Here is a 21,119-nt window from a genome sequence, read left to right on the forward strand (position 1 = left end):
TGCTATTTTTTAAGATTAACCCCCCTCTAAAAAAATAAAACCCCCTAAAAAGGAGGCCTCTAATCTCTATGGCAACGGCACTAACTGATTTTGCACCGCATAAATGACCACCTGTGAACGACTTTTCACATCTAGCTTTTTAAAAATTTTACTCACATGAATTTTTACCGTTTTATCACTAATAAAAAGACTTTGTGCAATTTCCTTATTATTCATCCCTTGCACGAGACAGAGCAGCACTTCCCGTTCTCTCTCGGTCAATAAGGTATCCTTGCTCTCCTTCATTGGCTCTGGAGCCTTATCCGACTCTTGGAAACTCAAAAATTTCTTTGTCATCGCCGGATGAATGACAGATTGCCCCTTTACAACAGACCTAATCGCATCGACCACATGTTGGGAAGGAGCATCCTTTAATAAATATCCGTCCGCACCTTCGCGAATCGCGGACATAAAGTACTCATCGTGATCATGCATCGTCAGCATGAGAATCTTTATATGGGGGTAACTCTTCTTAATGAGCCCTGTTACCTCAATCCCGTTTTTATCAGGAATATTAATATCCATTAAGATAACATCAGGTAGACAACCTTCGCCGATCACTTTATCTAGAGCGTCTACTCCAGAGACTGCTTCAGCCACTACTTCCATATCCTCTTCTAACCCAATAATATTTTTCAAACCATCACGCAGCACAGCATGGTCATCGACTAGCATAAGCTTGATCATATTCGCTACCTCCTTCAATTCCCATTCGAGGAACGGTTAAATTAATTTCTGTTCCTTCACCTTCCTTACTATCAATCTGTAAAGTTGCTTGTATTCTCTCTGCAGATTCATTCATTTGTAAGATTCCGAAATGGGGATGGTTTCGTGCTTGGATCATGGCTTGAAATAGTGAAAAACCTAATCCATTATCCTTCACCTTTAATAATATATGTTCACTTTGATAGCTTAATAAAATATCAATAGCACTTGCATTCGCATGCTTTATTGCATTTTGAATACTTTCTTGAAAAATATCAAAAATAATTTTCTCTACCATTGGACTAAGTGGATATTCTGATCCCCTAGTTTCTAAATGAACTTTTATAGGATGTTCCTTTTGTAGCAAAGACAAACGGGAATTCATGGCCGACATAAGCCCAACCCTCTCCGTCGGATAAGGACGTAAGGCGTAAATGGATTGGCGGACTTCCTTTAGGCTAATTCTCAGCTTTACATTACTTTCTTGAATAAGTTTTAAAGCCTCATCTGGCATTTTTAAAAATTTGCGCTCAGCCGTTTCTAGCTTCATCACAGCGCCTGCCAATGATTGGGCGACACCATCATGGATATCGCGGGCAATGCGATTTCGTTCCTCTAGAATAAGACGCTTCTCCTGCTCAGCAAATAACATTTTTGTTTTAATCACAATGGCTAACTGGTTTGCTAAAGTCGCACCTGATTGAACATCCTCCTCATTAAAGCTTCGCGTCCGACTTCTTCCAAATACAAACATGCCTACAATCTCATCTTCCATTAGAAGGGGGGCATATAAACACGACAAAATATCTTTATCAAAGCAATCACCACAAGGACCAGAATCCTTTTTCGTATTATGATAAATCGTAATTTGCTTCATTTTTTCAAACGTACTGATGGTTGTCCCCGAAAGTGGATTCTGCCTTGTTGTTAAACCCATCGAGAATTTCCTTTTCCACTCTCCATCCTCGCAAATCCATAGAATACTCGCATCCACATCAATAAATTCATTTAAGCTATTCTGTAAAAAATAAAGCCATTCTTTTGAAGGCATAATTTTATTTAATTCAGAAGACATTTTAAAAAGAGCTTTTAAACGAATCTTTTCCTTCCTAAGACGGACAATACTAGAGCTCAAAAGGGCCAATCCAACCAAGGGAGAGAAGAAAAAGAAGAAGGAAATGACATCGATTTCGCCACGATTTTGGTTTCCTAAAACATTAAACAAAACTAAATAAATAAAGGAAATGACTAAACTATTTAACTCTTGAAAGGTTTTTTGCTTCCAGCTAGCCAACGTATAAGGCTGCGGTCGAAGCACAAGGATGATATCAACAATTAGGTTATTTAAAAGATAGAACGGGAAAATCATGAAGGAAAAGTGAAGAATGCCAGCCACAATTCTAGATGTTTCATCCGTAATAAATAAAGGGAAAAACGTATTCGAGAACCAATTAGCAACTAGTAAACTGATCACTAGCTGTGCTGGATTAAAAAAAACAATTCTCAGAGGTCTTCTTTTTAAAAGAAAACTAATAAATACGATAATGGCATACACGGAAACAGCCACTTCAATCCCTTGCATTACATAGATGGCATAGACAATTGGGAAGGAGATCGTTGTAAACCCTCGCCATACAGGCATAGGGAAATATTCAACAACTGCTAGGAACAGAACTAATAATATAAAAATTGATATATGCTTTGGTTGTTCTAAATGTAAGAACCCGTAGTAAAAAATCGCCGTCCAGCCGATTGCTGAAATGGAGAGAATAGATAGACGAGCCATTTTCTCCTTCTTTTGCAGCTTTTCTGTATTAGGCATCGAATCACCCCTAAGTTTATCTATTTCTAAAAATTCAGTCAATTAATTTTAGCTGATTAAAACAAAAAAGCCCATCATATAGTTGGCTAACATTTAAAAATAGGACAAATAACCCAGACCGGTCCAATGGTTTTTCACTGACCGATACTGGGACAAATCAAGTTGATTTGTTTGTTTTATTATCCCTAAAAATTGCCCCCTTGCCAATTCAGCAAAAGGAATATATTGGTTACTACTTTAGTACTATATTCACCTTTATAATACTTAGCCAGTTTTACGTGATTCGACACATTTCAGAATACCATTATATGGTACGATAATTTTATAAAAAAGATTCTTTTTACAAAATTGCAAATCAATTTGTGAAATCAATCACAATATAGGATATTCAGTCCATTATTCCAGCCACTAACTAACTGAAATCAGCATCCTTCTACTAACATAAAAATCGTTAGAGCATACCTTTCTACCATTTACTTAATAGATAAAAATATTTCAATAAAGGGTGGTTTTTATGAAATACGATTTAGTTCTCTTACATGCCCCAAGCGTCTATGACTTTCGTAAAAGTTCTATTTTAGCAGGACCCATTAGTGATGTTGTCCCTTCCTCTCCTGTGTTTGAAATGTATCCAATTGGGTTAACGAGTATTGCCGATTATCTCGAACGTTACGGCTTAAAGGTGAAAATCATTAATATTGCCAACCGGATGCTGCTTGATGAGAACTTTGATGTTGAAGCAAAGCTTCGCAAAATTAAAACAAAGGCATTTGGAATCGATTTACACTGGCTTCCACATGCTCATGGAAGTATCGAACTGGCTAAAATCGTGAAAAGGCTCCATCCACAAACACCGATGATCTTTGGCGGACTATCAGCCACCTATTACCATGAAGAGCTAATGGACTATTCCTTTATCGATTTTGTTGTCCGCGGTGATTCAACCGAAAAATTAATGCTAATGTTAATGAATGAGATTGAGGCCAACTCCAACTATTTCGAAGGTATTCCTAACTTAACGTGGAAAAGTGGAAATGTCGTAAAGGTAAATCCGATGACCTATGCCCCCAGTCATCTAGATGAGTTTGATATCCCTGGCTATCGTTATACGATTCGATCTGTCTTTAAATATAAAAACTTCTTAGACCCACTTCCATACAAAGAGTGGATGCAATACCCCAATACTGCGATATTAACAGCGAGAGGTTGTACTCAGAAATGTTTAATCTGTGGTGGCTCGAAGGAAGCGTATCAGCAAAACTGTGGTCGCACGAGCCTTGCGCTACGTTCTCCTGCAAAACTTATTGAGGATATTGTGTTTATCTCTCGCTTTAGCCGGGCACCGATTTTCATCCTTCATGATATACGCCAAGGCGGAAAAAAATATGTGGATGAATTCTTTGAACGATTAAAAGCAATCCCACTAAAAAATGAACTCGTTTTTGAACTTTTCCAATATGCAGATGAAGAATTTTTCAAAAAAATTAATGAGGCAGTTCCGAAATATAGCCTTGAATTAACATTGGAAACGCATGACGAAAAAATTAGACGCCACAACGGTAAATTCAATTGTACCAATCCAAAGGTCATCGAAACACTTCAGTTTGCCCTAAAACATGGAGTAGCCAAAATCGATTTATTTTTCATGATCGGAATTCCTGATCAAACGAAGCAAAGTGCCTTGGATAATATCAAATTTGTTGAAGAGATTCATAACAGCTGTCAGCTCGATTCACGGTTAGCATATTTTGTCGCGCCACTTGCACCATTCTTAGATCCAGCAAGTGCCGCCTTTGAAAATCCTGAAAAATATGGGTATATCAAGCTTTGTCATACGCTCGAGGACCATCGAAAGGCCATCACCCAACCTTCGTGGAAGCATATGCTTAGCTATGAAACGACCTCGATGACAAGAGATGATATCGTCGATGCAACCTATGAATCTGCTAAACTACTAAATGATTTTAAACTTCAATATCAGCTGATTGATAAAAAAGCCCACCAGGACATCGAATCGAAAATAGCAAGGTCACAAGCCTACATTACTCGAATTGATGAGCTTTTAGGGGATTCACCAGAGCTCCAAAAAGCCGACTTGGACAAATTAAAAAGTGAATTTGATGCTTTAAACGAGTATAGTATTTGTGGCAAAAATGAGCTTAAATGGGAAGTGCAGAAGCATTATGCTGATTTTCTATCCTTAGCTATGGTAGGGCTAGAGCTGCTTGCGGAAGAGTATGCAACAAAAGTGAAGAAACAGCTTTATCCTTCCGCACGAAAACAAATAAATCTTGATGCCTAATCGTTATCCTTTCTCCTATATTTCAGATGTGGGTATTTTTACAAAAAAGAGACTGAACATGCCAGTTCGGTCTCTTTAATTTTCGTATATCTAGGATAGTCAATGGAAAATTGTCTTAAATTATGTTATATATACAGTTATTGAATATTGTAATCGAAGGTTTGACGAAAGCTTTAAGAAAGAGGTTGAGAAAGTTGGAACATAATCCGAACCCAGCAAATTTTATAAGAAATATTGTAATTGATGATTTAAATACAGGAAAACGCGATAAAGTTATTACTCGTTTTCCGCCTGAGCCGAACGGATACTTACATATTGGACACGCTAAATCCATTGTTATTAACTTCGATTTAGCAGATGAATTTAAAGGAACAACGAATCTTCGTTTTGATGACACAAACCCTCTAAAGGAAGACACCGAGTTTGTTGAAGCCATTAAAGAAGATGTGAAATGGCTTGGTTATGATTGGGACGGTCTATTTTTTGCTTCTGACTACTTTGAAGAAATGTACAGTCGTGCAGTTCTACTTATTAACAAAGGCTTAGCTTATGTAGATGATTTAAGCGCCGATGAAATTCGTGAATATCGCGGAACGTTAACGGAGCCAGGAAAGGAAAGCCCGTATCGTAACCGTTCCATTGAAGAAAATCTAGAGCTTTTTGAAAAAATGCGTAATGGTGACTATGAAAATGGTGAGAAGGTCTTACGTGCAAAAATTGATATGTCTTCACCAAATATCAACCTACGTGACCCAGTTATTTACCGCATCTCCCATACAACACACCATAATACGGGAGACAAATGGTGCATTTATCCGATGTATGCCTTTGCCCATCCACTTGAGGATGCTATGGAAGACGTTACTCATTCCATCTGTACGATTGAATTTGAAGACCAACGTCCGTTTTACAATTGGGTAGTGGAGCATTGTGAAATGAAGAGCCAACCACAACAAATCGAATTTGGACGCCTTGCCTTAACAAATACGGTTACAAGTAAGCGAAAGCTGAAGCAGTTAGTGGAAGAAGGCTTTGTTGATGGTTGGGATGATCCACGAATGCCTACTATTTCTGGATTAAGACGTAAAGGTTACACTGCAGATGCGATTAAATCATTTGTTCGTGAGCTAGGAGTATCGAAAACAGCTGGAACCGTCGACACGCAAATGCTGGAGCATTTCATGCGTGAGGATTTAAAGCTAAAAGCTCCTCGTACAATGGGTGTCATTGATCCGTTAAAAGTCGTTATTACCAACTATCCTGAAGGTCAAGTGGAGATGCTTGATGCCGAAATTAATCCTGAAGTTCCAGAAATGGGGATTCGCCAAATTGCATTCTCTCGTGAAATTTACATCGAGCGTGATGATTTCATGGAAAATCCGCCAGCTAAATATCACCGATTATTCCCTGGGAATGAAGTTCGTCTAAAGCATGCTTACTTTATTAAGTGTGAAGAAGTGATTAAGGATGCAGATGGTAAAGTGATTGAAATTCACTGTACGTATGATCCTGAAACGAAGAGTGGAACAGGATTTACTGGTCGTAAGGTTAAGGGAACGATTCACTGGGTAGAGGCTACACAAGCGGTTCCAGCAGAGTTCCGTTTATTTGAGCCTTTAATTCTAGATGAGACGAATGAGGATGAGGAGGATAAAAGCTTTCTCGAAAAGGTTAATCCTCATTCTTTAGAGGTATTAAATGGGTTCGTAGAAACGAATATGAAAGAGGTTCAACCTCAAGATAAGTTTCAGTTTTTCCGTCATGGTTATTTTAATGTGGATCCTAAGTTAACGTCTGCTGAAAAGATTGTTTTTAACCGAATTGTTTCTTTGAAGAGTTCGTTTAAGTTGTAGGCGTTTAAAAACACCTGCACAAGAATAGTGATTTTTGCCTCGTTTTGCACAAAAGGCATGAAATAAGGGGAGAAAGCGAGCTTTCTCCCCTTATTTCATGCCTTTTGTGCACCTTTCAGCTCTTGCTGAAAGGCGTTTGAAGCTATCGCTTCAAACGAACGAGTCAAAAATCGAGAGTTGGAAAGGGATATTCTCCCCTATTTTTTAGGGAAGGGCAGTTGGGTGGGTAAGAGTAGAGGGTAAAAATCACTAAGTTCCAGTTTTGAAAGTGGTTAAAGGATTATGATACCTCTTTTTTTAGAAAAAGATTTAAAATATATTTAGCAAAAGATGTTAAGAACAGATGTACGTTTTTTGTTATATTGATGGTAGGGCAGGTGAACAAGAGTGGATTATGAGGTCTGTATTCAACGAACAGTTGATTATATTGAAGAGAATTTGCATCAACAAGTTACTCTATTGCAATTAGCAGAGATTGCTTGCTTTTCTCCTTTTCATTATCATCGTGTTTTTCAGACAATGGTTGGAGATTCTGTGATGAATTACGTGAGAAAAAGGCGGCTTACATCAGCAGCAGTACGTTTATTTTATACAGATGAAAAAGTAATTGATATTGCATTCGATGTTGGGTTTCAATACCAAGAATCATTTAATCGGGCATTCAAAAATTTCTATGGAGTGACACCAAAGCAATATCGTGAAGCCAAAAGATTAACTGGACCATTGATCGGGAAAGCCTGCCTATTTATAAATCACTATATTGGAGGTATTTGTATGGAACCAACATTAGTTACTAAACCTGCTTTTCACATTATTGGCTACGAACTTAGAACAAAAAATAAAGACGGGCAAAATAATATGGATATTCCTCAATTTTGGCAACAGTACATGCAAAAAAATTTAGGTTGTACTATTCCAGATCCTATAAATAAAAATCAGGAACTCGGTATATGTACTAATTTTGATCCTGAAACAGGTGAATTCGTTTATGTCATTGGAATGGAAGTAAAAGAGGGAACTCAAGCACATGAAGGAATGGTCTATATGAGTTTTCCAGAAATGGAATATGTGGTATTCACGACACCTAAGTCCGATGAAAAGTCGTTCAGTTCAACTATTCAGTCAACTTGGAATAACATTTTTACAAATTGGTTCCCACAATCAGGCTATGAACATGCGGGAACAGTAGAATTCGAACTGTATGATGAACGATGCCATGGCTCAGAGAACAAAGAAATGGACATCTATATTCCAGTGAATAAACAAACTGTTTTGGGATAAAAAATAAAACATCGGACGATTCTTTTGCTTCATTTCGTAGAAGCAGAATCGTCCTATGCACTTAAGTAAAGTATTGCTTTACAACACCTTTACCCTTCACCACTTCCACTTCTGCAAAAGCCCCATTAATAAATGTAATTTGCGGTGGTATGTGACCGCAATCGATGTCATAGACAATTGGTATTTGAAGTTCATCTGAAAGATCTTGATAAACGTCCTCAATCGTGTAGTCCTCAACTGGGTGATTGGCTGGGCTGCGACCAAACATGATGCCTGAACAGTTTTCAAACCAACCAGCAAATTTCATTTGAGTTAAAGATCTTTTTAAATCAGCTGTGGACATTTCACAGTTCTCTAAATACCATAAAATCGGCTCATCATGGAGGTGTTTTGTTCTAAAGCCTTCCACATCACCAAATGGTGTTCCAATCAAGTGTCTAATAATATCGATACATCCACCAAGTAATCTACCATGTAGCTTTACACTAGTATTTGAAATCGTTCTCCAGATGGTTTCCTCTGTTAAATGAAATACCATTGGCGATGGGTCGCTGTGGTTCCACTTTTTTTGATATTTTACCGAGGAATTCTGAATAATAGAGCCCCCTGATTTTGTTGTTAAAACAGATTCCCACATGGCCGTCGTCTCATCGGAATAGTCGCCTCGTAAATCTACTAAATTAGTCCCGTGAGCAGTAGCCATTCCGGTCATTAAGGTCGTAGCTAATAATAACCCACTTATATCTGAATAGCCTAATATCCATTTTTCTTTCATATTGCTAAAATCAACAAATTCTAGCATTTCAATTAAGAGTTCACCACCCCATGGCGGGATGATAAGATCGACGTTTTTGCTTCTCATCATTTCATTAAACTCTTCAGCCCGCTTTTTAGCTGGGGCAGATTTAGCTTTATTTTGCGTCCAAACTGTTTCTCCACAATGGATCTTAAATCCCTTTTCCTCCATACGCTTACATGCTTGTTTGAACATGTCATGTAATTCGATATTTACACCCGAGGAAGGGGCGGTTATGCCAATTGTTGCACCTTGAGCAAAACTTGGGTATTTTATCATAATACTCCCCTATCTCTATCTAAGTCTTAAATCTTAACACCGATTTTTAAAGACTCAATGAACTCTCTTACACTTGTAAAAATTGAATCCGGTTCTACACTAAATTCCGATGAATGAAAGTCTGGTAGCCATTGAACTCCTACCGTATATACATTCGCTTGTTTTCCAGCTTGAATGTCTGCATCGCTATCACCGAGGAACATGGCATCTTCCTTTTCAATTCCTAAAAGACTTAAAGCCTTTATAACACCTTCCGGGTGAGGTTTGGGATCTATTACATCATCACCGGTAATAATTACATCAAATAAGCCACCCATTTGTAATGCTTGTAGTGAGATGTCTAAACTTCTCGTTCCCTTACCCGTTACAATTCCTAACTTAATCCCTCTACTTTTTAAATACTCTAGTAATTCATCCATTTCAACATTTGGTTTTACTAATTCGTGATGATGCTCCGTATACGCTTTGTAATATAGCTCAATGGCTTGCTCTTTGTTGATATGGCTAAGATTTTCTCTAATTATCCCTGTCTCAGATGGCCCAAACATGGCCTTTATTTCGTCTGAAGAATAGTCTCTATCATCAAATTCTTTAAATACTTTTTTAAATGCATAAAAACAAATTGGCAGTGTATTAGCCAAGGTTCCATCGAAATCAAATATAATTGCTTTAATCACAAACACATCCTTATGTTTTCACTCGTAATATGATTTACTCGAACTTTATCCCAAACCGATTCCCAATTCTTCTTCTTTACCCGCTCTTGATAGACTTGCATGCGTTCTTCCGTTTCAAAAAAATATGGCGTTGGATTGACTATTAAATTGATCACATCATCAATTCCACTTGGTGACGTCAGAATTACCTGATTCATTCTATTTAGCTTCACTCCTAAAGCAGTGACAGTTTCGGGAAATTTCGAAATGGCATCGATTGAGGAAGTATAGGGAGGCAGGTTATTGATAAGATGCATCCTTGCTTGATTTTTCACAGACCATGGGATATCAGGATGCTGGTTTCTTAATTTCCCCTCTAGCTCCTTTTCAACTGTTTCACTCGTATTAGATGGGTCGAAATAAACCACATCAACATCTGGCAAACTAGTTCTTTCGTCAAAACCATGCAATACATCCCAGATTTTTGTACGGACAAAGCCAGCGCACACCCACCAATCAGGTAAGTTTAAGGATTCTGCGGTTTTTATAATTCCCATCATCCACTCATCACTCTGGATGAGTGAGATGATATCTTTTTCCGTTTTAATTAACATACAGGCTCCTTTCTAAAGTAGTTCATTAATTTCCTTTAATGCTTTGGCGGTAATCGCATAGTTTAGCCAAATCGTGTTTACTGTTAGCTCATCCCCCGAGATCATTTCCACGATATCTAGATCCTTTAATTCAATATGAATCGGTTCCTGAATCCCATTCACTTTAATGTGAGACATTTTTTTAGCCATTTCAGGATTTAATGCGAAGGCAAAATCAACAGCGGTTGACCCTTCTGGTAGGCTTATGACATCCATCTTTGGCGTGTAGACGGTTATTTCTTTTTGAAAAAGTTCATAAGAGATAAGGTCATAAAATTCAATTGGATTATCGGTTAAGGTTTTCGCTGCTTGAATCGAATCCCCAAGAATCTTGCTGCTAATCCCCTTTAAGCTACTCACTCTAATATCATGAAAAATGCCTTCTATTGAAAGGGCCTCCAGTTCTACTGATTGAATATGAATGTTTACCTCAATTCCCTCTATTTCAACCATTGTTTTCAAATACTTGGAGAAGACATTTTTTTCAATGGCAATATAGTCTTCAAATCCATTCTCTTTGACTGGAAACAGCTGATGAACCACACCCAACATCGAATAGCAATCCATTCTTCCGGTCGTTATAACCTTTATTGAGAAAATATCTGAAAATGGATGGCCCTCTTGCAATGAAGAATACACTTTATAGACCGGTTGTTGCTGCCAATAAACCTTACATGGAATCAAACTTTCCTTTTCAAGCATGTTCTTAAATTGATTGAACGCTGCCTGGAAAATCGGGAGGTAGTTTTCGATTCTCTTTTTTACACTGCCGTATGTTTTGGGATGAAGATAGTGAAAGCCCATTTCTTCGATTTCTTGCTGAATTTTAAATAGCCCCAACCTTTCGCATAATGGTGCAAAGAAGATTAATGTTTCGTTGGAGTATGGGATTCTTTTTTCTACCTTTTTAACTGCTAATGTCCGCATATTATGTAGGCGGTCGGCAATTTTCACAATAGCAACCCGTATATCTTTTTCCGAAGCAACGAGGAGTTTTTCAAAGTTAATTGCCTCGTATTCCTCTTTGTGAATGGAAGGGTTCTTCTTCATTTTCGTTAAGCCATCTACAATAAAAGCAACCTCTTCTCCAAAATTGTCGCTGATCTGTTGAAGTGTAATCTCTGTGTCTTCCACCACATCATGAAGCAATCCGGAAATGAGCGTGACAATATCAGCCTTATTATCTGCTAATATTTCGCAAACGGTGAGTGGGTGAGTGACGTAAGGTTCTCCTGACTTTCTTTTTTGTCCTTCGTGGGCTGCGATTGAAAAGTCTATCGCTTTCTTAAGTTGATTGACTTCGGTTGTTGATAAGAAGATTGTTTTTTTGAGTAAAGTCTCCTTTAAGTGGTTTATCACGACTATCACCTCCTATTCGATCGATTGCAGCTTCGCTATTGTCTTTTAACACTATTAATTTGTTTGTGAAAGGCTGCAATAGATGAAGTATTTCTGGTTTGCTGACTTGTTCGAAATGAGCATTCCAAGTGAACATCTTTTTGAAAATAGTAAATGTCGGGCGATAGTTAGCCTTTTCGAGTTTTAATTTTTGAAAAATAAATCTCTTTATGATGCGGGTTTTTCTTTTAACAAAGGGGGTATCTAAAAAAATTATTAAGTCAGCCGCATGGAAGCTCGGAAGCACCCATTTATGGTGAACTCCTTCAATAATCCAGGAATCTGATTGAGTAATTTGATTTAAGTAATGGTCACGTTCCTGATCACTTCTTCTACTATCACCAGTTTCAGTTCGTTGCCAAACGACGTTATCTAATTCGTAGTATGGGATGTCTAGCTTTGAAGATAGTGTTCTGGCTAAAGTTGTTTTGCCGCTACCAACCGAGCCAATAATATGGATTTTTTTCATTAGGATCACCGCTAAAAATTTGTTAAAGTACCTTTTTCTGTAAGGAGGGGGGAATATCCTCCTAAAATGTAGTTGAAATTGCACGAAAATATTAGTTATACGGGCAAAATTCTTATCAGCCTCGATTCACCTTGGGGCTGATACCACGAATGCTTCTACACTCCATTACAAGACAAATGGTCTACCTGGTTATAGCCCTTAACCTCCCATTTTTCCTCATGGAAGTGAATATTACTTATGCAGGCATTCAGCAATCTTGTCTTCCCTGAGCCAATTTCTCCATCCGATAATGTGGACAATATTGAATTGATCACGGCTCCGTGTGCGACTAGCAACACCTTTTTGTCTGGATAGATTTTATAGATTTTATCAATGCCAGCCATTACTCGTTTATTTAATGAAAGCAAATCTTCTTGATTGGGATAATTTTTGTCTGGGAAATCCAGATGCACCCGGGAGAAAGAAGCCTTGTCCATAATTAAGTAACCAGCGAAAGTAAAATAAACGGAGTTTTTCCGCTTATGTCAAACATAATCCCCAAATTTCGTGTTTTTCGAGGTAATAGTCGGAATATATCCGTCTATTTATGCTATTTTCAGTGCTATATGCTAATTAAGCGGAATATATCCGTCTATTTTTCAGATTGAGTGTTTATCTGATCTCCCATCTTAAACTGTTAGTGTAATTCCAATTATTACGCCCTTGAAATATCACGGATACTACTCAGAAGCAAATAAGCATGTTGATTAAATGGCTAATCACCATGCTCTTTACTACGGTATTTAGATTTTGCACTCCAAAAGAGAACCCGTTAAATGCTCTACCATTGTTCTCTTATTTCCTCAATAAAGTCGTTTAGCATAGCTTTCTTTTAGCCCCGTTTCAACGGTTTCAGGACTGCTGCCGGGAAGCTTAGCGTGTTCATAGAGGATTTTGGCTGCAGAAGGTAACGTATCTTTTCCTGACCATGTGCTCGGTTCCCATAATCCTGACCGAATGAGGGCTTTGGCACAATGCATGAAGCATTCTTCTACTTCCACACCAATTCCAATCAGTGGTGTTTTTCCTTTTGCCATCATTTGCTCAAGTATTTCTGGGTCTTTTACTAAAAAGGCTCTACCATTCACTCTTAGTGTTTCCCCTAATCCAGGTATCAAAAATTGTAGCCCTATATGTGGATTCGATAGAATATTAAACATCGTATCCATGCGTTTATTTCCTGGTCTTTCCGGGATGATTAAATAGTTTTCGTTTAAAATAAGGACGAAACCTGGCTTGTCACCACGTGGTGATACATCACAGGAACCAGATTTGTCGGAAGTAGAGATGACTAAAAAAGGTGATTTTGAGATAAAATTTTTACAATGATGGTCGAGATGATTGATCGTCTTCCTTTTTACGATTTCGCTAGGAGTGCCAATAAGGACTCGCAGTTCTTCCTCAGTTTCTATTAAACTATGAAATGGTTTTTGCATTTGCATCCATACTCATTCCTTTCTATTTAGCTAGAAGAGATTCCAAATCTTCGAACCACTTAAACCCTTGTGGTCATTATTACCCTCTTCTTATCCAATTCTCAACTGCAGCTTTCATTCTCTGAACGGTATTAGAGTCTACTGATTTCCCCCCATAGCGGTGGTCCTCATAGATCTTAGTCAGATGCTTAAGCTCTTCCTCGTTCACCGCTAAACCTTCCGATGCCTTTTTCATCAGATCTCTTGTCGTCGAATTAGTTGGGTAACTCTTAGCTAGCTCCGCGTACTGTTTTAAGAAATCGATATAAGAGAGCCTAATTTGATCTAGGTTATGCCTTTTTCCAAATGGATTCAAATTTTTAAAAAAGGAAAATAGATTGTTCCTTTTACTAAGATCTGATTGTTCGGTGATCTCCGTCCATTCATCCTCTTCATTATTAAGCGTACCATGACGCCTCATCTGCTTAATGAATTTAACTAATATCATTAACAGACCAATAATGAAAACGACTGTTACTAAACTCCATATCCAATTATGGTCTGAAACTGAATCCTTCACCTCAGTCTTTAATATCATTTCTGACATTTGGCCCATGCCTTTTTTTCCCTCTCCTTCACCACCCTGTAAAAGCTCATAGAAAGAACTAATCACTTTCGATAATAGAATAATTAAAGGTGTGAGTAAAAAAACGATGGCTTTTATACTAAGTGATATGATTTGAGTAAATAGGAAAATGAACTTATCCCTTAATGCCACTATACAAACAATTATGATTATCATGCCGGTGACAAAAATAAACTGATGACTGCCTATCCGCTTCAATTCCCCTTGATTTGGGTTCCAACTCCATTGCTCAAGGAGATTAGCACAAGCTAACCCAATAACGGTAAAACAAATACTTCCCCCAGTTAATAACGGAATCGCCCACCACATTGGAAGGTGATACAAATTGGCTATGACAAAATAAAGAATCAAAAATAAGATGATGTTAATCATGCGAATATACGTTGCTGCTAGATACTCTGTTTCCTTTGAAAGCGAAATCGAACGCCAGATTGATAGAAGAATAGGTAGCCACGGAGCGTCCATACCAAACTGGTAGCCGATCACAAGCGAAACTGTAGCAACGGCTGCTATCCATATAGCTATCCGCTTTTGATTTGAAAAATAATACAGCGGGGAAGCCATCAAAACAAATAGTAACTGCAGCCAAAAAACATCGATAAACTGTAATTCCGAGTAGAAGAACCACTTATAAAAAACATGGATGACCATCATAAAAGAAAACGCTTCTAGTTCAACTAAGACGAATCGCTGGACGAATAATAGTAAAGCTTTAAGCTTCAAGAACGACCGCCCCCTTTTCCGCTAGATAAGGAGTGAGCCGAATTTGTTCATTAGAAGGATCCACAATCCATATCTGATTTCCTAATTCAAGTTGTCTTTTCCATTCGTTCTTCATATCTTGTGAAACAAAGTTAGTAATCACAATAAAGACTAGATTTTCATACGCATGGTCTCGAAGATGGGCAAAAACGTCTTGAAAATTGATCATCGTATATGATTTTAATCTCGCCAATTGTTCCAGGTTATGAACAAAGCTTTTTCGATCAGATTCGCTTTTGTGGATGTACAGCTGCTTCGTATATGGATTGCGAATATTAAACATCCACTCATAACTATAGCCCTGACTTGAGCACCATTTCATTAACCCAGCCGTAACGCTGATGATTCGTTCAATTACTTCCTTGTCATGGCCAAGCGCCCATTTCTCTTGAGTTCGTAAATTGCCAATTAATATAAGCTGCTTTTGAGAAGTGTAGGCAAATTGCTTCGTATGAAGCTTTCCTACACGAGCCGTTGCCTTCCAATCTACCCGATTTAGGGGGTCACCATTTTTGTATCCTCTAGAACCGATAAAGAACGAGGAATCATCATGGATTAATCGCCTTACCTGATGACTCCCCTCTAAGCCTCTTAAATTGATGTTGGGCGGCAAAGAATCAATCATGGACGGATAGATGATCATTTCCGATTTCACCCGTTTCGTCGCGATAATTTTTCCTAAGCCTGTCGGGTCCTTGATTTCGATATATAATTCATAAATATAAAAGACTCCCCGTTTATATGAATGGATCTTGTATTCATACTGTATTGTCTTTCCTGCTTTCACCGACAAGTTTTTTGTCCAAAAACTATCCGATGTCCGATTTTCAACTAGAGAGAATCCCTCTATTTCGATGTCTCGCGAAGTGTTTAGTGTTAGTTTAATAGCTGAAGAAAGAAAGCTTTTCTTGCTTGCAACGGTTACTTTAACAGTGGAACAATCCCCTGGAAAAAGACGATGTTTCGTAAAATTAACGTCCACCTTGATTCCCTTTAGAGCGTGTTTACACCACCATAAGCTTACTAATAATAGGCTCAGAGTTCCGCCGCTTAAGGCAAATAATAATGGCTCCTTTGTTACCATTGCCATCAGGAATAAACCTAACATGATATTCCTTGCAGTTAATTGGGGCTTAGTCCACCGAATTAACATCATGTACCGATCCCGTTTTCCAAAGGAACTGGAGCATTTTCCATAATATCTTTAATGATTCGTTCCGGTGTTGTTTGCAAGTACGCTTCCATAGTGAGCTTCACTCGATGGGCTAGTACCTCCACAGCGATATCCCTAATGTCATCAGGGATACAGTATGTCCTACCATCTAATAGCGCCATTGCTTGCGCAGCCCTCATTAAGGCGATACTGCCACGTGGGCTTATTCCCACCTCAATATCCTCATGTTCCCTCGTCTGGCGGACAATATGTAATAAATATTTTTCTACGACTTCATGAGTCTCTATTTCTCTCACTCTCTGTTGAATTTCGACGATTTCCTCTTGTGTTATAACAGAATAAAGCTGTTCGAGCGGCTCTTCCACACGAAATCGTCTTATGATTTGCAGCTCTTCATCAAAGTCTGGATAGCCCATCGAAATCTTCATTAAAAAACGGTCCATTTGCGCGTCTGGAAGTGGAAAAGTACCTTGCGATTCAATTGGATTCTGTGTTGCAATGACAAAAAATGGCCGATCGAGTCTATTGGTTTTACCGTCGGCGGTTATTTGTTTCTCCGCCATTGCTTCAAGCAAGCTAGATTGTGTTCTTGGTGTTGCCCGGTTAATTTCATCCGCCAGGAGCACATTCGTCATAATGGGTCCCTTGCGAAACTCAAAATCATTGATTTTTTGATTAAAAATGGACACCCCGGTCACATCTGAAGGAAGTACATCCGGTGTAAATTGGACCCTCGAAAACTGACAGCCTAGCGATGCTGCCAGAGCCTTTGCTAACACTGTCTTTCCTGTACCAGGAACATCCTCTAGCAGGACATGCCCTTCACTTAATAAAGCAACAAGCAGTAACTTGATTTCTCGTTCTTTACCGACGATGACTTTGTTAACATTTGTTATGATGTGGGTTAATTGGGTTACGGAATCGGAAATTACATTTTTATTCAACGATGTATGCCCCCTGTAAATATCTATAATGGAAATATACGGAATTACATTAAGATTAGATTCAAATTTTTCAAAAAATTAATTGAAATATAGGAATACCTTACTATATGAAAGTGAATTTTGTACAAAAGGCAAGAAAAGGACAGGTGAAAGTAAGCTTTCACTGGTTCCCTTTTGGAGTGCAAAACGTGGAAAAACAGCTCAAATAGCATGTTAAATCACAAAGGATTTAGCATGCAAATTTTTATTGGTATAAAACGTTTATGACATTTTAGTTTGAGAATTAACATTGAAATTAGCATGATGAATAGCTGAGTAAGAATGAACATTCTCATGCTGTTAGTTATATACTAAAACGGTTGTTAATACTTCGTTAAATTTGATAGGAATGGCAGATTTTTTGAACATAAAGTAGATGCATCTAGGAGAAGAATCCTTGTTCTTAATGAAGTGACTAGCTTAAGCAAAATAAGCGGAGTTTTTCCGGTTATATTCAGAATGGAGCACGTTTCGGGCTAAATAAGCGAAGTTTTTCCGCTTATGCCAAGAAAAATCCCTGAATTTCATGTTTTTTGAGTCAATAAGCGGAATATCTCCGTCTATTTTAGCTATTTTCAATGCTTTTGACTAAATAAGCGGAATTTTTCCGTCTATTTATTCGTTCAGGTTTTTTATCTGAACCCCCATTTTAAACTAATAGTTTAATTCCAATTATTACAAGTTTGAATTATCACGGATAATATTTAATTACAAAAAAGCATGGTGATAATATTGCTAATCACCATGCATTTCACTACGCTATTTGTACTGCTATTTTAGATTTTGCACTCCAAAAGAGAACCCGTTAAAGTATGCTTTCACCTGCCTTTTTCATGTCATCACAGCGTAAATGAGCCAAAAATCACCATGCCAATAGGCCTCATTACTTAACTAAAGTGTCAATCCAACTATACCAATTCCTTATTCTTAGTCTCCTGCCCCATAAATAAAACAGCAGCCGCTCCCACTAAAATTGCCACACAAAATATCGTAAAAATAATCGATATATCTTGATCTCTAGCAACTAAGTAACCGACTAATAGCGGTCCTAGGATTCCGCCAATTCGACCAAAGGAAGCTGCCATCCCTGCTCCTGTCCCACGGATATTGGTTGGATACTGCTCAGGTGTATAAGCATACAATGCTCCCCATGCTCCTAAGTTAAAGAAGGAGAGGAAAATTCCAGAAGTGATTAATAATCCTAAACCATCCGCATTACCAAAGAAATAAGCGGATAGGGCAGTACCTACAAGGTACGTTATTAGAACGAATTTTCTCCCTCGTCTTTCAATCAACCAAGCCGCTGTAAAATATCCAGGCAATTGTGCCAAGGTCATAATAAGTACATATTGAAAGCTTTTGATTAAACTAAATCCTTTCATCACCATTACACTAGGTAACCATAAAAACATGCCATAGTAGGAAAATACTACGCAAAACCATAAAATCCACAACATAGTGGTTTTTCGAGCATTCTCACCCGTCCAAAGTCTTTTCATGCTTTCTAGGGCCGAGAGCCTATCCTTTGGTTTTAACGAAGTAAACTGTGGTGAATCTGGCAAGTTCATTCTTAAGTACAACGCATAAAACGCTGGAAGTGCACTGATAAGTAAGGCAGTTTGCCAGCCGAATTTTGGAATAATAAAGTAAGAAATGAGGGCAGCTACTAACCAGCCTCCTGCCCAAAAGCTCTCGAGTAAGACGACAACTTTTCCTCTCCTATCAGCAGGTACACTCTCAGAAACGAGCGTTGAAGCAACTGGAAGCTCGCCCCCTAAGCCCATCCCAATTAAAAACCGTAATACTAAAAAGAAGGTAAGGGTAGTCGCAAGCGCTGAGACCGCGCTGCCAATAGAAAATAATAGAAGAGTGATAATAAATACATTTTTTCTTCCAATTCGATCCGCTAGAATCCCAAATAATAATGCCCCTACAGCCATCCCAATACTATTCACACTACCAATCCAACCCATTTGTTCGACAGTAAGGTCCCAATCTGTTTTTAAAGCGGCAATAATGAAGGACAATATCCCTACGTCCATCGCATCAAACATCCAGCCTAATCCAGCAATACCTAAAAGTCTTCGATTCGAAATCTCCTTTTTTCTAGCCATAAGCTCCTCCAACTTTAGTGGAAATTTATTAACAAGTAGTTTGTCCTAAAATTCCTTTATTTACATACTATCTCATTTTAACAGGTGTCTTTACAGTAGTCATCAAGAGGTACTCAATTTTTGAATATTAAAAAGGATTGTTGCTAAGCAATATCGAATTTAGAAGTATCAAACAATGAGGAGAGATCAGATTGGAAATTCAAAAAATTGGTCAAATTGCTGTACCTGTAAAGGATTTTGATAGAGGGGTTCAATTTTATAAGGAAATATTAAATCTTCCACTTTTATTTAATACTGGAAGCTTAGCTTTTTTTGACTGTAACGGAGTACGTCTATTACTTAGCATTAATGAAAACGAGCAATTTCCAGACCGAAGCTCTGTCCTCTACTTTCAAGTGGTAGATATTAAGCAAGCTTATGAAGAATTGCTAGAAAAAGGAGTTACCTTTATCGATGAGCCACATTTCATTGCGAAAATAGGCAATACCGAAACGTGGATGAGTTTCTTTAACGACACAGAAGGAAATATTCATGCATTAATGAGTGAAGTCGAAGTTTAAGATTAACTAAGGAGGATACCTCGATGATGGGGTATCCTCCTTTTGAATCTTTTAATGCTGCAGCCATATTAGATTTGTATCTTTTGAAAAATTAGCGACATTATATAAAAATAATGCTTCGTGAATTTCATTATTCTTGAGATATTCGTGAATATTCATATGGTAATAACGCAAATCTAGCACATGGATTTCTTCATAATGGTTCGCTAAAAAAGGAATAAATGCATGGGCATAGGAGTCTTTTATAACAGCAAGCTTCCGGCCATTTTGAATAGTAGATTGAATTTTGACGAGACTGTGATTACCACTTAAGAACAAGGCATATTGGTCCTTTTCACTAAGATAATCCCAATTATATAATGTATTTGACCTTTCACCATTCTCATATTGCACAGTATAAGTCACATCAAATTTTGGTTGAAAGACTTCTATTTGGTCTGGTTTGATGTCTTGTAAATTAGCTTTTGAGTAATAGGTTCCATAGAAATCTTTCGAAACCATATCGATTGAGAAATCATCCAGCCCAAAAGGGGTTAGTCCCATTGCTTTTGCCGCTACCTCATACGCATAAAATGCGCCTCTCATGGTCCAGTGATGGTCGGTTCTAAAGTAAATCTGTTCATTTTTCTTGCTCAAAAGAGTGTTATATACATCAATAAATGAAAGAGTTCCAGAAAGCTGTTTTTTAGCAAGGTCTATGACTTCTTTTTCACTATAAGATGCAGCATACAAAGGTAGTTTTTCTTTATATATTTCTACAGAAGTTGGTGCTAGTAATAGATAGGACGTTATATCCTCTGCTTTATTGGTAAAGGAATGAATGCTATTTAGATTACTTTGAAACTGTTCCTCCGGCTTCTCAAACTCTTCTAATAAATATCCATTCTTTCCAAAATAAATCCCGTTATTCTCTTGTTTTAATGCTACTCTCTCTGTATGAGCCTTCATACCTGTCCAAAATTTTTTCCAAACAAATTGGTCACTAATATATTCTTCAAATTCCTTTGTATAATCTCCACTAAAAAAATTACTAGCTGTAAAGGTCGGTAAGGGAGAGAGTATACGGTTTTCTTGTTTTGAAAAGCTTACATCCTCTGCCATTACATTCCATAAGCCAATACCACCTATAAAACTTAGAAATATTGCAATAAGTAATTTATTCATATTGACCTC

General features: G+C 37.8%; 18 protein-coding genes. 4 read left to right on the forward strand and 14 right to left on the reverse strand.

What is annotated here, in order from left to right; all coding sequences use genetic code 11:
* Positions 1-66: 66 nt before the first annotated feature.
* Both LRP83_RS02330 and LRP83_RS02335 read right to left on the reverse strand, forming a co-directional pair.
* Positions 67-726: a response regulator gene (locus LRP83_RS02330; protein ID WP_230495054.1), complete on the reverse strand. Its 660-nt coding sequence runs from the start codon at positions 724-726 to the stop codon at positions 67-69.
* A complete protein-coding gene (locus tag LRP83_RS02335; RefSeq protein WP_230495055.1) occupies positions 701-2,566 on the reverse strand; it encodes a GAF domain-containing sensor histidine kinase in 1,866 nt (621 codons plus the stop codon). Before LRP83_RS02335 ends, LRP83_RS02330 begins: the two co-directional genes overlap by 26 nt.
* Positions 2,567-3,080: 514 nt before the next feature.
* Here LRP83_RS02335 and LRP83_RS02340 point away from each other — a divergent pair.
* The 3 genes from LRP83_RS02340 (at position 3,081) to LRP83_RS02350 (ending at position 8,002) form a co-directional block, all read left to right on the forward strand.
* Entirely contained in the window at positions 3,081-4,868 is a 1,788-nt protein-coding gene (locus LRP83_RS02340) for a TIGR04190 family B12-binding domain/radical SAM domain protein (protein ID WP_230495056.1), read from the forward strand.
* A 194-nt stretch (positions 4,869-5,062) separates the two neighbouring features.
* Positions 5,063-6,721, forward strand: a complete 1,659-nt coding sequence (locus LRP83_RS02345; protein ID WP_230495057.1) for a glutamine--tRNA ligase/YqeY domain fusion protein — start codon at positions 5,063-5,065, stop codon at positions 6,719-6,721.
* Between the two features lie 387 nt (positions 6,722-7,108).
* Positions 7,109-8,002, forward strand: a complete 894-nt coding sequence (locus LRP83_RS02350; RefSeq protein WP_230495058.1) for an AraC family transcriptional regulator — start codon at positions 7,109-7,111, stop codon at positions 8,000-8,002.
* A 61-nt stretch (positions 8,003-8,063) separates the two neighbouring features.
* On the opposite strand, the gene LRP83_RS02355 is transcribed toward LRP83_RS02350, so the two are convergent.
* The 11 genes from LRP83_RS02355 to LRP83_RS02405 form a co-directional block, all read right to left on the reverse strand.
* On the reverse strand, positions 8,064-9,077 hold the full coding sequence (locus LRP83_RS02355; RefSeq protein ID WP_230495059.1) for a S66 family peptidase: 1,014 nt from the start codon (positions 9,075-9,077) through the stop codon (positions 8,064-8,066).
* Positions 9,078-9,103: 26 nt separating this feature from the next.
* Positions 9,104-9,754: an HAD family hydrolase gene (locus LRP83_RS02360; RefSeq protein ID WP_230495060.1), complete on the reverse strand. Its 651-nt coding sequence runs from the start codon at positions 9,752-9,754 to the stop codon at positions 9,104-9,106.
* Positions 9,751-10,347: a nucleotidyltransferase family protein gene (locus LRP83_RS02365; protein WP_230495061.1), complete on the reverse strand. Its 597-nt coding sequence runs from the start codon at positions 10,345-10,347 to the stop codon at positions 9,751-9,753. Before LRP83_RS02365 ends, LRP83_RS02360 begins: the two co-directional genes overlap by 4 nt.
* A 12-nt stretch (positions 10,348-10,359) precedes the next feature.
* Positions 10,360-11,745: an HD domain-containing protein gene (locus LRP83_RS02370; RefSeq protein ID WP_230495062.1), complete on the reverse strand. Its 1,386-nt coding sequence runs from the start codon at positions 11,743-11,745 to the stop codon at positions 10,360-10,362.
* Positions 11,672-12,253, reverse strand: coding sequence for an AAA family ATPase (locus tag LRP83_RS02375; RefSeq protein WP_230495063.1), 582 nt, complete (start codon positions 12,251-12,253; stop codon positions 11,672-11,674). The genes LRP83_RS02370 and LRP83_RS02375 overlap by 74 nt, the downstream gene beginning before the upstream one ends.
* 155 nt (positions 12,254-12,408) lie before the next feature.
* On the reverse strand, positions 12,409-12,729 hold the full coding sequence (locus LRP83_RS02380; RefSeq protein WP_290369479.1) for a histidine phosphatase family protein: 321 nt from the start codon (positions 12,727-12,729) through the stop codon (positions 12,409-12,411).
* A gap of 366 nt (positions 12,730-13,095) precedes the next feature.
* Positions 13,096-13,734 carry a pyridoxamine 5'-phosphate oxidase family protein gene (locus tag LRP83_RS02385; protein ID WP_230495065.1) on the reverse strand — a complete coding sequence of 213 codons (639 nt, stop codon included), beginning with the start codon at positions 13,732-13,734 and terminating at the stop codon, positions 13,096-13,098.
* Positions 13,735-13,807: 73 nt separating this feature from the next.
* Positions 13,808-15,076, reverse strand: coding sequence for a DUF4129 domain-containing protein (locus LRP83_RS02390; RefSeq protein WP_230495066.1), 1,269 nt, complete (start codon positions 15,074-15,076; stop codon positions 13,808-13,810).
* Positions 15,066-16,271 (reverse strand): DUF58 domain-containing protein, encoded by a 1,206-nt coding sequence (locus tag LRP83_RS02395; protein WP_230495067.1) that lies wholly within the window; start codon positions 16,269-16,271, stop codon positions 15,066-15,068. Before LRP83_RS02395 ends, LRP83_RS02390 begins: the two co-directional genes overlap by 11 nt.
* Positions 16,268-17,188 (reverse strand): AAA family ATPase, encoded by a 921-nt coding sequence (locus tag LRP83_RS02400; RefSeq protein ID WP_230495091.1) that lies wholly within the window; start codon positions 17,186-17,188, stop codon positions 16,268-16,270. Before LRP83_RS02400 ends, LRP83_RS02395 begins: the two co-directional genes overlap by 4 nt.
* Before the next feature lie 992 nt (positions 17,189-18,180).
* A complete protein-coding gene (locus tag LRP83_RS02405; protein ID WP_230495068.1) occupies positions 18,181-19,386 on the reverse strand; it encodes an MFS transporter in 1,206 nt (401 codons plus the stop codon).
* A gap of 191 nt (positions 19,387-19,577) precedes the next feature.
* On the opposite strand from LRP83_RS02405, the gene LRP83_RS02410 reads away from it, so the two are divergent.
* Entirely contained in the window at positions 19,578-19,946 is a 369-nt protein-coding gene (locus tag LRP83_RS02410; protein WP_230495069.1) for a VOC family protein, read from the forward strand.
* 51 nt (positions 19,947-19,997) lie between these two features.
* On the opposite strand, the gene LRP83_RS02415 is transcribed toward LRP83_RS02410, so the two are convergent.
* The gene (locus LRP83_RS02415; protein WP_230495070.1) at positions 19,998-21,110 is read right to left on the reverse strand and encodes a DHHW family protein; all 1,113 of its coding nucleotides are present in this window, start codon (positions 21,108-21,110) and stop codon (positions 19,998-20,000) included.
* Between the last annotated feature and the right edge of the window lie 9 nt (positions 21,111-21,119).

This window comes from Pseudoneobacillus rhizosphaerae (assembly GCF_917563885.1).
In the GTDB taxonomy this organism is placed as follows: Bacteria; Bacillota; Bacilli; order Bacillales; family Cytobacillaceae; genus Pseudoneobacillus; species Pseudoneobacillus rhizosphaerae.